This window comes from bacterium (genome assembly GCA_024226335.1).
Lineage (GTDB): Bacteria > Myxococcota_A > UBA9160 > SZUA-336 > SZUA-336 > JAAELY01.
On record JAAELY010000079.1, the window covers coordinates 27,242 to 42,382 of the forward strand.

The following is a 15,141-nucleotide window of genomic DNA, read 5'->3' on the forward strand; positions in this document are numbered from 1 at the left end:
AGGGCTCAGAACTCGAAGACGTAGCTGGCGCGAAGGCCCGCAGTTCCGGTCTTCCGGTTTTCCACGCGGGTCAGTAGATAGGCCGCTTCAAGAGCGAGTTCTCCCTTTCCCACGGTGTGAAAAAGGCCGACGGAGGCCTGGGCCAGGAAGTCACTATTGTCTCTTGCACCTCGGATGTTCTCATCTCGCGACGTATACGAGAGCGCAAAGACCAGGTCTTGGAAATTCGCCGCCGAAGAAACCGTGAAGTAGCGACGCGTGCGATCGCTTTCTCCGTCCGCATTGTCCAGGAGAGCGAACTCCCCGAGGAAATTCAGCTCCAATTGGTCGTTGATCGGTATTCCATAGGACAGACCCGCAACGTAGTCGCTCTCCGGTTGCCCGCCTTCTCCTGCCAATTGATAGGCGAAGCCCAGGTTGTAGGTCAGCGTTGGTGCACCGAGGATGGCTTCCCCTTCGAGCGTCAGAGAGTAGGAGTTGAGGCGAGCTGTGTTGCTGGACCCGCCATCACTTCGCCGCACCCGCGAGCGATCGCGCATCAGCGATCGCGTCAGGTGGGATGTATCGGCAAAGAAGATCTCGGCGCTGAGGATGTGCATTCCGCCCGAATCTCTTCCGAGGTCGTAGCTGGTTCCCGCTCCGATGCGCTCGGTCAGTTCGTAGTCCTCGGCGAAGTCGACGCCATAGAGTCCCGGGGCCAGGTCCCAGGCCTGGCCGAAGCGCGGATTGAGTTTGCCTGCGCGTAAGGACCACGCTCCTTTCGCCAGACGGGCGTAGAGTTCTTCTACGAAAAGCCCGTGTTGACTGAACTCGCGGTTCTCATGCGGATCCGGATCTTCGACGGGTTCCAGTACCAGCGATGACTGGATCGAGAAACTCTCACTGAACGCGAGACCGATCGCCGGTCCGAGCGTCGCGTACAGATCGTTGAGTTCGGAGTCGCGATCCTGGGAGTGGTAGGCCCAGTCGTTCTGGATCTCGATCACCAGTTCACCACTGATGTGCGGGTAACTCTGTGTCACGTCGGCCTGCGTCGCGTCGCTCCGCGTTGCGTCGGATTCAGAGGGGGCGCCGATCGCGTCCGCTCGAGCGAGCGCAGGGGAGAACAACGCGAGCACGCCCAGGAGCGCGAGTCGTGATCGCCAGCGTTGCGTACGTGTTTTCGAAGCTCTCAATTACCCACCCAGAACACCTGAACTCACTCATCACGAAGTCAGCTTATCAGTAATGATAATCAATATCAATATCAATACAGGCGATGCGGAGAAGCAGGGGGCAGAGGAAAAGGTCCCGTAAGTGGCTGTATTAACAGGCGATCTTCTATACGTCGAAGATGCTCTTGCGCGTTCCTACCGGCACGGGTTCAGGGTAGATGCTGGCCAGCGCGGCCGTGTGCGCGAGTTCGTCGATCCGGCCCACGTCGAAACGAACGTCGCTGTCTCGCTCGGCGAGATCCTGGTTGAAGATCCGCGCGACGTCGGCAAACGAGAGCGTGTCCCGTTCGACGCGCCGCCGCTCGGCCTCGTTGGGGAAGACGTGAGCCTTCATGAGTATGCTGACCCGGATCTGTTCGAGAGGCGCGCGGTAGCACTCCACTCCACGGTCCGACACTGCCCAATCACCGCTGCCGTCGTTCGTCGGTGCTAGTTCGGCCGCTGGGCTCGTTAGGATCCTCCCCTTGTCGAAGGGTCCCACCGGCTCCACCTGATGGAACATGCCGTGGTTGTCGCCGACGATCGCAGTATTGGTCATCGCGTTGAAATGCCGCTCCGGTGGCTTGTCGGGGCCTTCGGGCCAGTACGCGATTCCACCGCCTTCGACGTCGTTCATCCACCAGATCGAAGTCGCCTGCGCGGTGGCCCAGCGCTGGAAGAGTCCCGACCAGAGCATCGTGCGCAGTAGCAACATCGGTGTATTGCTGCGATCGCGACCGCGAAATAGCGGGTTGTCGGTGTGGACCGGGCCGCACTCCGGAATCGCGGCCATCAGGTTCACGAACAGAGTGTGTGGGACCACGACCTCCGCGTCGTAGAACTGGCGCGCCGTTTCGAGAACGCGTTCGTTTGCGATGAAGAGATCCGAACCCTCCACCGCGATGTTTTCATCCATCCAGGTCTTCTGGAACCACATCGGAGAGGTCGCGTCCGAGCCATCCTGATCCGGTCGGAACCAGCCGCCAAGCGGGTTGTAGGGGGCGTTGCGTTCGAGAATGCCGACGACGGCGCCGAGATCCTCGATCACATTCTTGAGCAAGGTCGGTGGGTCCGGGTAGCGAAAGTTCAAACTCATCGCAGTCCTCCAGTGGCAGCCATGGTAGACGGGGAAAGCGGATGGATTCAAATGCAGCTCGTGTCCCCGGCTCCCGGCCTGGAGGTAGGATGCGAGAGGCCGCGGGCGCTTGAGGATTCAGGCCAATAGGGCGAGTTGTCGGGACTGCGCCAGCAGGACACCGTCCTGTGACCAGATCTCGCCATCTTCTTCCAGGAATCCGTCATGCGCAGTGCCTGTGCGGAAGCGCATCAGATAGAACTCATCGGGTTTGACCACCAGTGCGATCTGCGGGGCGCGGAAGTGCACGGTGAGTTCGATTGTCGGCACACCCCGACTGTTCTCGTCGGGTGTCCATTTCGAAAAAAGTGCGGGGGGCCAGGCATCTGCCAGCTGTGACAAAAGAATTGCGTCGCCGCCGCGCGGATCGTGAGGGCGGATCCAACCACCCGTGATGGCTTCGGCGTTCGGGTCCGCTTCCTCAGCTTCCCAAACGGAATGCTGATCGAAGTGTCTTCGGAACTCGTCGATACGCCCGCCCTCGGTTTTCCTGCGCTCGATCGACGTGGGTGGCGTGACTTCCGGCATCCTCCGGTCCTGGAATTCGAAGCCCGGCCTCTGAGGGCTCGCCAATGCGGCGACGGAGTAGGCGATCAGGCGGTCGTTCTGTTCCATCCGCGCGCTGACGGTAGAAAAGGAACGGCCGCTGCGTTCGATGTGCGTCGTTATACGAGAGGGACCTTCCACAGCCCGCGCGGTGAAGTGGGTCGTCAGCGTTCGCGGTTGGCGCTGGGGTTCACCGACCCTCTCGCAAATTGCCCGCAAGAGGATGGCGTTCAGATATCCGCCATTGGGACCGGCCACGATCCACCAGCTCGGATCGATGCGCGCTTCGAATTCGTCTTCGGCCACACGCTCGACCGCAGTATCGCGGTCGAAGCGACTCACAGGAACGTCACACAAGCCAGATCCCTTTCGTTGGAGTGTTGCAAGGGCGAATGCAGCGCAAGTGTACGGTGGAAGCTCGTCTCCGGACAACTCGGCTGCCGTCGGGGGCGAGGTCAGTCGCAGTGCACGACCTGGTTGCGACCCGCGTCCTTGGCCTTGTACAGTCTTTGATCGGCCACGCGCACCAGTTCGGTCGATGTTCGGCCGTCGGCCGGATAGGAGGCAACACCCAGACTCGCGGTGAGCTCCGCCCGGTCGTCTTCGCAAAAGCGCTGGTTCTCCAGTGAAGCTCGGATCTTCTGGGCGAAGTCGAGTGCGCCCTGGGGGGATGTCTCCGGCAGGATGAGAGCGAACTCCTCGCCTCCGTAGCGAGCGGCCAGATCGCTGCTGCGGCAACCGGCGAAGATGAGCCGCGCGACGCCCTGGATGGCCGCGTCACCCCCGAGATGCCCGTAGGTGTCGTTGTAGCTCTTGAAGTGATCGATATCGATCATCACCACGCTCAGAGTGCGCTGGTAGCGGTCGGCGCGCTCCAGTTCGATCTCGAGTTCATCCCAGAAGTGGCGGTGGTTCGACAGGCCGGTCAAAGGATCGAGTCGGGAGCGTTCGACGGCGTCCTCGTAGAGACTCGCGTTGCGCAAGGCCAGCGCGGCGTGACCGGCGATCGCTTCCAGTAGACGCAGATCGGTGAGATTGAAGATCCGGCGGTCCCGCTTGTTGTTCACGTTCAACACGCCGTATACGACCCCGGAACTGACCAGCGGCGCGGACAGGAACGAACGCGTGTAATAGCGCTCGAGGCAGCGACCCGTGAAACGCGGATCCTCGTCGACATCCTCCACCAGTAGCGGCTGTCCGGTCCTGGCGACGAATCCGGAAATGCCTTCGTCGATACGCAGCTCGGATTCCTCGACCACCTCCTGCGGCAATCCGCGCGCCGCCATGATGCGCAGGACCTCGCCCTCGAGTGCCTGTACCGAACCGATCTCCGCATCGAGGTGGGTCAGAGTGCGTCCGAGGAGCCGATCGATCACCTCGGCCGTGCTGAGCGTGGAGTTCAGATCGCGCACGGAGTCCAGCACGACCTGCAACTCCGCGTTCGTCAGCGGATCGTGGTAGTCATCCCTGGCCCCGGGCCAATTGTCTTCGGACTTTCGATTCATGGCTCTCTTGTTTCGTCATCGACTGTCTGACGAGGATCCTGAGGACCGAACTAGCCGAGGGCGGCGGCGTAGGCGATAACGCTCCTCGGTGAGGCTGCTGCCTCGAACAAGCCCGTCGATGCGTCGTGTGTGACCGCAAGCACCCTGCCGTGCTCCCAGGGACCACTGCGTTGCACCCGATGTCCCCGCCTTTCGAGTTCTGCAACGACGTTTTCGGAAATCCGCGCCTCTGCCGCCATTCCACCCGGTCGGGCGAGACGGGGAAAAAAGGAGTCCGGCATATGCGTGGTGTGGACGGTGGGAGCGTCGATCGCCGTCTGCAGATCCCGCATGCCGAAGTCCACCAGGTTCTGGAAGAACTGCACGGTCCACTGATCTTGACCGTCACCGCCCGGTGTCCCAAAGGCCATCATACGGCCGTCCGGAAGCTGGGCGATGGAAGGCGTCAAGGTTGTGCGCGGGCGTTTCCCGGGCGCCAGGCCATTGGGGTGTTGAGGATCGAGGTTGAACATCTGCGCGCGCGTTCCGATCGGGAAGCCCAGTTCGGAAATGACCGGTGATGAAGGAATCCAGGCTCCACTGGGCGTGGCACTCACCAGATTGCCGAAGCGATCGGCCACGTCGAGATGGGTCGTGTCGCTGCGCCCACGCGCGGCGGCGTGTGCAAGGGCCTGGGGTTCACTGGGCAGTGCGAAACCCTCGTCGATCCACGGCCAGCCCTCTGGCAGGCGGCCCTTGCCCGGGCGCAACTCCAGTGACGCTTGCGCAGGGTCGACCAGCTTGCGTCGCATCGCGCTATACGCCTCGGACAGAAGCGCGTCCAAGGGTACGTCCGCAAACCGAGGGTCACCGTAACAGGCTTCGCGATCGGCCATCGCGAGCTTGGCGCACTCGATCCATGTGTGCAGCGCGTCGGCGCTGCCGTGCCCCATTTCGGCGAGCGGGAAGCCCTCGGCCAGGCGCAGTTGCTGCAGGAAGACCGGTCCCTGGGTCCACGGTGGGCACTTCCATACGTGTGCGCCGCGATAAGAAGCCGAGGCCGGTTCCTCGATGCAACCTTCGTAACTGGCCAGGTCGTCTGCCCGCAACAAGCCTGAATTCGCTTGACCGCTGCCGTCGCGGAACGATTGCGTGCAGAAGGCTTCGATCTGTTCGGCAGCCCGTCCCTTGTAGAACGAATCTCGCGCCGTCTGGATGCAGGTCTCCCGGTCGCCCGTAGCACGCGCCTCTGTGTCGGCCAGCTCTCCTAACAAGCGTGCGTAGGCGGGATTGGTCTGGCGCTCGCCATCGCGGCGGATCGGCAGATAGAGTTCGGCGCTGCTCGGCCATTCGTCGCGGAATCGCTTCTCGACGAAGGTCAAGACTGCGCGCAGGAACGGGTACATGGGAAACCCGCGCTCGGCCAGGCCTCGGGCCGGTGCGATCACGTCCGCGAGTCGCCGCGTTCCGAAGCGCGCGAGTAGAAGGCACCAGGCATCGAGGGCCGCGGGGACCGTAGCCGCCATCAGTCCGTCTCCGGGAATGCGCTCGATGCCCAGATTGCGAAAGGTTTCGATGCTGGCCGCAGCCGGGGCGACTCCCTGGCCAGAAATCGAAAATACCCGGTCCTGTGCGGCGTGGTACATGAGTATGGGGACTTCGCCAGCCGGGCCGTTCATGTGTGGCTCGAGCACCTGCAATGCAAATCCCATGGCGCAGGCTGCATCGGCGGCATTGCCGCCTTCCGCCAGCATCTGGGCGCCTGCTTGCGTGGCCAGGTAGTGACCGGCGGCGCAGCCGCCTCCGAAACCGCGCAGGGTTGGGCGTGTGGTAAAGCTCATCGGGGTTCTCGACTGGTCATGCGTCCAGTTATACCCTGCGGACCCAATAACTGGAGGATCGCCCGCTGATGACCCGACCTGTGATGTTCGCGGCTCTGATTGCGTTTCTCCTGATGCTCGGGCTGGGAGTGCTCTTCCCGGTGTTGCCCATGTTCACGCGCGAACTCGAGCTGACTGATTTTCAGGCGGGACTGTTGCTGTCGAGTTATCCACTGGCCGGTGTTTTCGTGAGCCCGTTCTGGGGCTGGGTTTCGGGGAGAGTCGGTCGCAAACCCGCGATCGTCGTCGGCTTGTTCGGGTTTGGAGTGGGCTTTTCGCTCTTCGGTCTGGGTACGACGTTCGAGCAGCTTCTGGGTGCGCGCTTGCTCGGTGGACTGTTCTCGGCCGCTGCGCTTCCGGCGGTTCTGGCCTACGCCGCCGACGTGACTCCGCCCGACAGGCGCAGTACCGCGATGGGCGCGATCGGCGCGGCCATTGGACTCGGCGTGAGCTTCGGTCCGCTCATGGGTGGCCTCGTCGGCCACGCGCTGGGGGTGCGAGCTCCGTATTTTCTATCGGGTGCGATCGGAATCTCATCCGCGATCGGTGTCTGGATCTGGCTTCCCGAAAGCCTGACGGACTCCGTGCGCGAACAGATCGATCGACACCGAGTGGCGCTGAAGGCGGACGGTCTGACGACCCGCGACCTTGTGCAATCCATGTTGCCGCTGCTGGTGTTCAGTTTTCTCACCTCGACCGGCCGTATCGGTCTCGACAGCACGCTCGGATTTCTCGCCCTGGATCGCCTGGGTTGGACGGAACGCGAGGTCGGAATCGTGCTGTTCGCTGCGGGCATGATGGTCGCGCTGGTGCAAGGCGGGCTGATACGCCCGCTCGCACGCGTGTTTTCCGATCGCGCACTCATGACCGCAGGCACATTGGTGATGGGCACAGGTCTCGTTGGCGTCGGCCTATCGATGAATGCCAGCACTTTGGTCGCTTCGGGCCTGACGGTTGCGCTCGGCTTCGCACTCTTGACGCCTACTTTCAACGCTGCGCTTTCACGAGCTGCCGAAGGGTTCCAGGGGGAGGCTCAGGGATTCAACAGCACAGCACAGGCGCTGTCGCGGGTGGTCGGGCCGGTCGCGTTCCTTTTTCTCTACCAGGCCGTGGGTAGCGCGTCTCCCTATTTTCTGGCGGCAGCGCTGTGCGCAATCGCGGCTCGAATAGCCTTCCGAACCAGCGACTCTTCGCCACCAGACGTCTGATAGAATTGGAAACCATGAGTCGTCGAGAAGTTCGAACTTTCTGTCGGGTGTGCGAGCCTTCATGTGGTCTGATCGGAGTTGTGCAGGACGGTGCGCTGCAGGCATTGCGGCCCGATCGCGAGCACCCAGTCACACGCGGCTTCGCCTGTAACAAGGGGATTGCGGGGATCGACATCCATCGGGATCCGGATCGCCTCGACGTACCCATGCGCGTTCGCAAAGCCGGTGACTTCGAAGAGGTTTCCTGGGACACGGCGCTCTCGGAGATCGCAGCGAAACTGCGCGATCTGAGCGAGCGCCACGGTCCCCAGTCCATCGCTTCCTATGTCGGGAATCCGAGTGCTTTCAACACGCTGGCGAGACCGGCCATAAGCAGCTTTTTCGCACAGCTAGGCGTGCGGCGCAGTTTCGGTTCGGGAACTCAGGACTGCGCGAACAAGTTCGCCGGAAGTGAGGCCGTGTTCGGATCGAGCACGATTCACCCGATTCCCGATATCGAACACACCGACGTACTGCTGGTTTTCGGTGAGAACCCGCGCGTGAGTCACGCCAGCTTCATCTCGATTCCCGATCCGATGAAGGTGTTGAAGCGGGCGGCCGGTCGCGGCGCGAAGATCCATTTCATCAATCCCCGCCAGATCGAATCGGCGGGCGAGGGCGTGGGTGATGTAGTTCAGATCCGGCCGGACACCGACGTCTATCTGCTCGCCGCACTTCTGTGTGAAATCGATCGCATCGGTGGTTTTGACGAAGACGTGCTGCGGGAGCACGGCGAACGCGTGAAGGAGCTGCGCGACTTCGTGCAGAACTATCCCGCGCAGCGGGTCGAATCCGTCACGGGCATCGATGCCGAGAGGATTCGCGAGCTGGCAGGTGAATTCTCGCGGGCGAAAGCGGCTTCGGTTCACATGTCGACGGGCGTTAACATGGGTCGCAACGGAACTCTGGCGTACTGGTTGCTTCATATGTTGAGCTTCGTGACCGGAAATCTCGATCGAAGCGGTGGCAATATCCTCTCGGTCGGTTTCTACCGGAGCGCCAAAGCAGGACGACGAGAGTTCGAACAGGGCTTCGTCGATACGGAGTTCGGGCGTCTGCGTCGCGGTGCATTGCCCGGCAATCTCCTGTCCCACTACATACTCGACGTCGAGGAACCGGTCCGGGCCTTGCTCGTCGTATCCGGGAACCCGCTGCTCTCGATCGCCGGCGAAGAACGCCTGCGCGAGGCCTTTGCCGAACTCGAACTCCTGGTCGTCGTAGACCTGTACCGAAATGCCACGGCCGAGGTGGCCGACTATCTACTGCCGAGCACCGATATGTTCGAGCGCGCCGATATCAATATCGCCGGACTCGGGTTGCAGTCCGAGCCTTTCATTCAGTTTACCGATGCGGTCGTCGAGCCGAAGGCCGAGCGACGCGAGGAGTGGTGGATCTTCGCCCGCCTGTGCCAGGAGATGGGACTGAAGTCCGCACTCGATCGCGGTCCCACTCCCGATCTCTGGGGTCGCATCGATCACATGTTGCACGACCGCGGCTTGACGCTCGATCAGGTGCGCGAGCAACCACACGGTGTCGTGTTGCCCCCGCTGACTCCCGGAGACTTCTATCGGGAGTATCTGCAGACCGGGACTGGTCGGGTCGACTGCTGCCCTCCAGGTTTCACAGAGGCTCTCGACCGAGTGGAGCTGCAGTTCATCGCATCCCAGTCGAAAGGCAAACAGGACCTCGAACTGATCACCCGGCGCGATGCCTATATGCACAACACCTGGTACCAGAACATCGAAGCCATGAAGCGCGGCGATCGCGATCGCAACTATCTCTTCATGCACTCCCGGGATATGGCTACGCGCGGGCTGGAGGACGGCCAGAAGGTGCGCGTGTTCAACGAGCACGGAGCGCTCGAGATCGAGATCTCCTGCGACGACGACCTGATGCCCGGTGTCGTGGCCATTGTTCACGGTTGGGGAAACGCGCGAACTCCGGGTCTGCGGGTCGCGCAGCGAACCCCCGGCGTAAACGCAAACGTCCTGTTGCCGATCGGCCCGGACAGTTTCGAGCCACTGTCGAGCCAGTCCTTCATGACCGGAGTTCCAGTCGAAGTCGCCGCGCTCTAGAAAGAGTACTTGGCGCTGAGGAAGAGCCGGTCCTTGTGAGGAATCTGGTCCATGGGCGGGAACTCGCCTTCCTCGTACATCAGGATGCCGCCGGTGACACTCAGTGCGTCGCGTACGTCGTAGGTGAGTTGCGCGCGAAGGATCGCGCCGTCCTGCGCATGCGCACCGAAGCTCAGGAAGATCGCGGTGAAGTGCAGGCTCTGGTTCCAGAAGTCGGCGCTGTAGCGCAGTGAAGCTTCCACGCGGTTTCGACGCGTCTGGTTGAGGGCGTTCTCGAGCACACTGTCGAAACGAGTGGTACGCCGGTTAACGATCTCAATCGCCACCGAGCCTTCGTCAAAACCCGAATACTCCATGCCGATCATCGCGTCGAGTCGGCCACGTTCCTTGGGAGAAGGCTCGAAGAAGTCGAGACCGTCGAAGAAGGCGACCTCTGTCTTCCAGAGAACATTGCCCATGACCTTCTGTCCCGAGATGCCGTACATGGAAATTCGACTGTGTTCGAGTCCGCTGGGCAGGAAACCCGGACCCACGCCGTGTGGGCGGTCGTCGTAGAAGCGGGCCCAGTGCAAACTCATGTCCCAGCCGCTGAAGATTCCCGTCAGGGCCAGGGCCCATTCGGTGTCCTGACCACCATTGCCCGGAGTTCTTTCGGGGATGGAGAAGAACGATGATGCAGGCAGGAACTCGCTGCCGGGCGCTGAGCCCGTGTCGAAACGCGTTTCGTGCACGGCCACGCCGGTCAACTGCCAGGCGCCGAAGAAGTAGTCGAGTCGGGTCATCGTCACCGGCAGGCGAAGATCCTCGATGTCGACCAGTCCAGGCTCGCGTCGATCGACCGGGTTCAACACGTCGATTACGCGCAGATTGTCCGAGCGTCCCCAGTTCACGATCTGCCGGCCGAACTTGAGGTCCAGGTTCTCCGATAGTGCGCCGCGGAGCCAGATCTCCTGAAACTCGTTCTCGCGCTCGTGAGCATCGAGAACTTCATTGGAAAAATCACTACGCCCTTCGACTGCGTAGAAGTAGTCGCGATAACCGCGTCCTGCGATCCGGCTCTGCCAACCGCCGGGCAGATCCAGGTCGAGTTGGAGGCTCAGTTCTGCTTGAAGGCGGGTCAATCCACGGTAGTCGGGTTGGCCAGGTGCGGGATGATCTGCGTTGTAGGCGTAGGAGGAAGCGAGGTTTATCGCCCCGGTCAGATCCCAGAAACGTTCGGTGGGTTCGTCCGTCGGATCGTCGATCCCCTTGTCCGGTTCGGCATCGTCCCCAGACTCTTCGTCATCGAAGCCGCCGAGAATATCGTCCACGTCCTGAGCGAAGACATCGGTAGAGTGGAGGGCCGGGCCTCCAATCAGAACCAGGGCGAGGATGAAACGAGCAAATAGCATGGGGTACGCAAGGCTCAGAGGCCTTTCTCCAGTCTTCGCACACTGAAGATGTTCTCGTCGAGATCCTGGTTGAATTTCGTCTTGTTGTTCTTCAAGACCGTCTTGTGCAGGGTCTTCTTGCCCTTCTTCGTGGTCATGTGGATCTCGGTCGGGACCCAGATATCGTCGATTTCCTCGAGCGACTTCACGTCCATGTAACGCAGGCGGCCGCCCTTTTTCAGCCAGCCGACCGAGCGGATCACCACGAAGTTGTCCTGGCGAACGAATACGACCGATTTGGTGTAGCCCGTGCGATCGATCTCCTTCTCGGTCCGGGGTGTGGACTGGATCTGCCACACCTTCACGCCTTTGACTTCGGTCTCCTTCATCAGTTCGTAGTCGTAGCGTTCGAGTTCGCGCGAACTCATGTCGGAGTAGTTGAAATCGCTGCCCATGAAGCTACCGCTCTGATCGCTCGCGGCGATGCGCTTGGTCTTCTTCAGTGCAGGCATGTAGAGCCACTGGTCGTCGTCGCGATCGATTTCGTCGTAGTCGTAGGTGAGAAATCCCGTGTCTTTGACGTCCGCTGGGACGAGGAAGAACATGATCGACTGGGTGTCTTCGCCCTGGTCGCGGCGAAACGAACGCAAGACTCGTCTGCGCTCCTTGCCATTCTTGTCGATCAGGATCATTTCCATTTCCTGGACCACGGAATCGCCATCGTCCCGGTCTTCGGCCTTCTGCATGATCTCGCGGGCCGTCAGAGCGCTCGCATGGAGCGGCACGAGCAAGAGCAGCGCTGCCAGGATTGGGATGAAACGTAGGTGCATGGGAGTTTTCCTCTTTGTAAGTCCCCGGGAAACCGGCCGGATCAGTCCTGCGGCGTCAACCTCTTTTCCCGTCCCAGCGTCAGAGCCATGAGTGCCGGGGCGAGGATAACATCGAGAATGAAAGCCGCCGCGATGCAGAAGCTGATCAACGCCCCGAAGATGAAGAGGTTCCCCATGCTGGAGAGCATATAGACGGAGAACCCCGCCGAGAGCACGATCGAAGTGACCGCCATCGCCTTTCCGGTGGTTTCCAGTGTCTTGCGCGTCGCTTGTTGTGGATCGCCGGTTTCGTCGAAGTAGCGCCGGTAGTTGTGAATGAAATGGATCGTATCGTCGACGGCCAGGCCGATCGCGATTCCACCGATCATCAAGGTGAACGTGTCGATTGAGAGGCCGAGTACACCCATCAGACCGAGCGTCGTGATGATCGGTGCGAGGTTCGGCACCATGCTCGCCAGGCCCGCCCTCAGGTTGCCGATCAAGAGCATCATCAAGGGAGTGATGATCGCCAGGGCCATGACATAACTGGCGGCCATGCTGTGCATGACGGCGTAGATCGTCCCCGACATCATCTTCATCAAGCCCGTTACCTGAACCTGAGCACGTTCTCCCAGTCTTGCTTCGAACACCTCTTGAATGCTCTTCACGAAGGGTACGTAGTTGATTGCATCCTGGTACGGCACCCGAATCGTAAAGCGACTGGTGCTGAAGACGGAGTCGACGAGGTCTTCCAGATCGTCCGAGCCGCTGTTCTCGAACAGCAGGAGTTCCTGTGCGATGAGTTGTCGCTCTTCTGGAATGCTGTAGTAGTCGCTGCGGTTCTCGTTGAGTGCCTGGTTGATTTCCTTGAGCACGTCGGTCACCGACAGGGTCTTGCCGACTTCGAAGCCGACTCCCAGGCCCGCTTGCACGGTATCGGTATTGAGGGCGTCGAGGTCGCGTAGGATCTGAGGATCGTGCAAGCCGTTCTCGCGCCCGGTGTCGACCAGAACCTCCAGACTCATGCTGCCCTTGAAGTCCCGGTCCACGATCTCCGTGCTTTTGCGCACCATATGGTCTTCGGGGAACCAACCGAGAAAGTCGTGCGAGAAGTGCAGTGTCCGGGCGCTCACGAGACCCCCGACGATCAACACGGCGGCGGCCGCCATCATCCAGCGGGGATTTCGGACGGAGAAATCTCCGGTTGCGATCAGAACGCGTTCCAGGAACCCGCCCCGCTGGACCAAAGTACTCTTGCGCGCTTTCAGGGGAGTCAGCGATAGCAGCACCGGGAGCATCACCAGGCAATAGACGAGTCCGAGCAGGATGCCGATCGGAGCGAAGATCCCCACATGCGAGATGGGCGCGAGTTCGGCCACGCTAAAGCTCAGCATACCGCCCGCCGTCGTCAGGCCCGTCATCAGGATCGCGAGTCCGGAGTGACCAAGCGCGTGGACGATCGCCTCGTCTCGAGGGCGACCCTGGTCGATTTCGAGATAGGTGACCGTCAACAGGTGCACTGCAGCGCCGATGCCCACGGCGAGCAGGAAGCTGGGCAGAATCTGGGTCGGGATATTGATGGAAACTCCCACCCACGCCATGATGCCCAGCGTCGATACAATCGAGAGAATGACGACGAGTAGCGTCAATACGACAGCGGACACGCGCCTGAACAGCGAGAAAAGCACGACGCAGATGATCCCAATCATCACGACCAGGAACTTCTGCATATCGGTCCCCATGCTCTTGACCATTCCGTCTGTAATCACGGGGGTGCCGGAGCCCACCAGCTTGAAGTCGGGTTTCTGGTGGCGCTCCATGACCGCCAGGAGGGCATTCACCATTTCCTCGGCTTCCGCATTGCCCACCATCTCTTCAGCGGACGGTTCGTTGGCGGATTCCTCGTCGAACCCGCTGAGCGCATCGTCGGCCTCGTTGGACTTGTAGAGGCTGCCGCGGGCTACGACCGTCGACAGACGCCCGTCATTCGATAGCACCAGGTTCTTGTAAAGAGGATTGGCGAGTGCGCGCGCGCGAATAGCCTCGCGTTGGGCTTCTGTTTCGGGCCAGTCCTCGAAAAGGTCCTCGACGATCAATTCTTCTTCGTTCCCGAGTGTGGACCGCGCGTTGATCAGGCTGCTGACTTCATCCAGGTACGGGACGTTGTCTTCCAGGTCCTTGTGAAACGCTCGCAATCGCTCGAGCGACTGCTCAGAGAACGGATCCGGTGTGTCGACGACGATCAACGTGTAGTCGTCCTTGCCGAATTGCGTGCGGAAATCCTCCCACGCCAGGCGGTCGGGGGCGTCGGGATGCAGGAAACTCTCGGGCGACGCATCGAACTCCAGCGTTGGAAGCTGCGATGCGCACACGGAGGCGAGCAACAAGGAAAGTCCGAGAGTCAGCCAACGCCGGCGCAGGATCATCCGTCCAAAGTCTTCGAACCCTCTTTCGATGCGCGCGCGCAGCGGTACCTCAGCTTCAGCCATGCTCGGAGTCCTTTTTCGGTGGCTCGCGGCGGATGCCTCGAAGAAAGAGGTCGGCCACGAAATCGGCGTAACGATTCCTGAAATCGGGATCGAACGGGTCTTCATCGAAAACGCGTCGAAATAACGGTGCGGCGAGCAGGAAGAAATTGATCATGCCCATGAGAGCCGGAACCAGAAAGCGTGGGTCCAGTCTCTCGAAGGCGCCTGTGCTCTGACCTTCGCTGAGCAGACTGGACAGGTTGCTGACATTGGGCGCGATGAAATTCGACGCGACACTGTCGGTGATCTCGCTGTCGGGAAGGAGCACCTGCTCCATGAACAGGCGCGGAGCGTATCGGTCTTCAGCCAGGGTCTCTAGGGTCAGATGGATGAAGCGTCGCAGTCGTTCTTCGGGGGGGCCGTCCGTCCGCAAGGCTTCCGCCAGGCGATCGCCCACGCGCTCGGCGATCTGTTCGATCACGGCGCGCAGCAGACCCTCTTTTCCGCCGAAATAGTAGTTGGCCAGGGTTGGACGGACCCCGGCTCGCTCTGCGACGGCCCTCAAGGTGAATCCGGACTGTCCCTGTTCGGCGAGTAGCGCGCGTGCGGCGTCGAGCAGGGCCTGGCGCCCTTGCTGGGTGCTGGCTCCCGGCGGTCGGCCAGGTCCCTTCTTTCTCGCTCTGCTCGGTGTCTCGCTAGTCACGAATTTTATTGTACAGACAATAAATAAAGAATCAACAGCGGATTCGAGCGGGCGGCCCGTTGCTCCGCCGTCAGCTAGGGAACCTCTGCGCAGGGAGGCTGCGGCTGCGAAGCGCGATGCATCCGCCTGCGCTGCGTCGCGCGACCCTCTGCAGATCTACGGATCTGCGATCGGATCACGCTTCTTGCTCAGGCGGCGACTCCCGCTTCTCGCTCGATTCCTCCCTGTGCA

The 15,141-nt window shown here is 61.2% G+C and carries 11 protein-coding genes; 2 read left to right on the forward strand and 9 right to left on the reverse strand.

Features of this window, described 5'->3' with window-relative positions; all coding sequences use genetic code 11:
* Nucleotides 1-5: 5 nt before the first annotated feature.
* The 5 genes from GY725_03530 to GY725_03550 all read right to left on the reverse strand — a co-directional run bounded on the left by GY725_03530 (nucleotide 6) and on the right by GY725_03550 (nucleotide 6,199).
* A complete protein-coding gene (locus GY725_03530) occupies nucleotides 6-1,175 on the reverse strand; it encodes a hypothetical protein (protein ID MCP4003246.1) in 1,170 nt (389 codons plus the stop codon).
* 145 nt (nucleotides 1,176-1,320) lie between these two features.
* A complete protein-coding gene (locus GY725_03535; GenBank protein ID MCP4003247.1) occupies nucleotides 1,321-2,289 on the reverse strand; it encodes a hypothetical protein in 969 nt (322 codons plus the stop codon).
* A 117-nt stretch (nucleotides 2,290-2,406) separates the two neighbouring features.
* A complete protein-coding gene (locus GY725_03540) occupies nucleotides 2,407-3,231 on the reverse strand; it encodes a thioesterase family protein (protein MCP4003248.1) in 825 nt (274 codons plus the stop codon).
* Between the two features lie 98 nt (nucleotides 3,232-3,329).
* Nucleotides 3,330-4,379: a sensor domain-containing diguanylate cyclase gene (locus GY725_03545; protein ID MCP4003249.1), complete on the reverse strand. Its 1,050-nt coding sequence runs from the start codon at nucleotides 4,377-4,379 to the stop codon at nucleotides 3,330-3,332.
* 50 nt (nucleotides 4,380-4,429) lie between these two features.
* Nucleotides 4,430-6,199: a gamma-glutamyltransferase family protein gene (locus GY725_03550; GenBank protein MCP4003250.1), complete on the reverse strand. Its 1,770-nt coding sequence runs from the start codon at nucleotides 6,197-6,199 to the stop codon at nucleotides 4,430-4,432.
* Between the two features lie 68 nt (nucleotides 6,200-6,267).
* Between GY725_03550 and GY725_03555 the strand changes: the two genes are divergently transcribed.
* Nucleotides 6,268-7,446 (forward strand): MFS transporter, encoded by a 1,179-nt coding sequence (locus GY725_03555; protein ID MCP4003251.1) that lies wholly within the window; start codon nucleotides 6,268-6,270, stop codon nucleotides 7,444-7,446.
* Nucleotides 7,447-7,460: 14 nt separating this feature from the next.
* Nucleotides 7,461-9,560, forward strand: coding sequence for a molybdopterin-dependent oxidoreductase (locus tag GY725_03560; GenBank protein MCP4003252.1), 2,100 nt, complete (start codon nucleotides 7,461-7,463; stop codon nucleotides 9,558-9,560).
* On the opposite strand, the gene GY725_03565 is transcribed toward GY725_03560, so the two are convergent.
* The 4 genes from GY725_03565 to GY725_03580 are packed head-to-tail and all read right to left on the reverse strand — an operon-like array spanning nucleotide 9,557 to nucleotide 14,910.
* Nucleotides 9,557-10,951, reverse strand: coding sequence for a DUF1302 domain-containing protein (locus GY725_03565; GenBank protein ID MCP4003253.1), 1,395 nt, complete (start codon nucleotides 10,949-10,951; stop codon nucleotides 9,557-9,559). The two genes, GY725_03560 and GY725_03565, sit on opposite strands and share 4 nt — an antisense overlap.
* 14 nt (nucleotides 10,952-10,965) lie before the next feature.
* The gene (locus tag GY725_03570) at nucleotides 10,966-11,760 is read right to left on the reverse strand and encodes an outer membrane lipoprotein-sorting protein (GenBank protein ID MCP4003254.1); all 795 of its coding nucleotides are present in this window, start codon (nucleotides 11,758-11,760) and stop codon (nucleotides 10,966-10,968) included.
* 41 nt (nucleotides 11,761-11,801) lie between these two features.
* Nucleotides 11,802-14,228, reverse strand: a complete 2,427-nt coding sequence (locus GY725_03575) for an MMPL family transporter (GenBank protein ID MCP4003255.1) — start codon at nucleotides 14,226-14,228, stop codon at nucleotides 11,802-11,804.
* Nucleotides 14,221-14,910 carry a TetR/AcrR family transcriptional regulator gene (locus GY725_03580; GenBank protein ID MCP4003256.1) on the reverse strand — a complete coding sequence of 230 codons (690 nt, stop codon included), beginning with the start codon at nucleotides 14,908-14,910 and terminating at the stop codon, nucleotides 14,221-14,223. The genes GY725_03575 and GY725_03580 overlap by 8 nt, the downstream gene beginning before the upstream one ends.
* Between the last annotated feature and the right edge of the window lie 231 nt (nucleotides 14,911-15,141).

Bases quoted from the DNA above. Each gene is read 5' to 3' on its own strand.
- GY725_03535 (MCP4003247.1), bottom strand. From the start codon at position 2,289: ATGAGTTTGAACTTTCGCTACCCGGACCCACCGACCTTGCTCAAGAAT.
- GY725_03545 (MCP4003249.1), bottom strand. From the start codon at position 4,379: ATGAATCGAAAGTCCGAAGACAATTGGCCCGGGGCCAGGGATGACTAC.
- GY725_03550 (MCP4003250.1), bottom strand. From the start codon at position 6,199: ATGAGCTTTACCACACGCCCAACCCTGCGCGGTTTCGGAGGCGGCTGC.
- GY725_03555 (MCP4003251.1), top strand. From the start codon at position 6,268: ATGACCCGACCTGTGATGTTCGCGGCTCTGATTGCGTTTCTCCTGATG.
- GY725_03560 (MCP4003252.1), top strand. From the start codon at position 7,461: ATGAGTCGTCGAGAAGTTCGAACTTTCTGTCGGGTGTGCGAGCCTTCA.
- GY725_03565 (MCP4003253.1), bottom strand. From the start codon at position 10,951: ATGCTATTTGCTCGTTTCATCCTCGCCCTGGTTCTGATTGGAGGCCCG.
- GY725_03570 (MCP4003254.1), bottom strand. From the start codon at position 11,760: ATGCACCTACGTTTCATCCCAATCCTGGCAGCGCTGCTCTTGCTCGTG.
- GY725_03575 (MCP4003255.1), bottom strand. From the start codon at position 14,228: ATGGCTGAAGCTGAGGTACCGCTGCGCGCGCGCATCGAAAGAGGGTTC.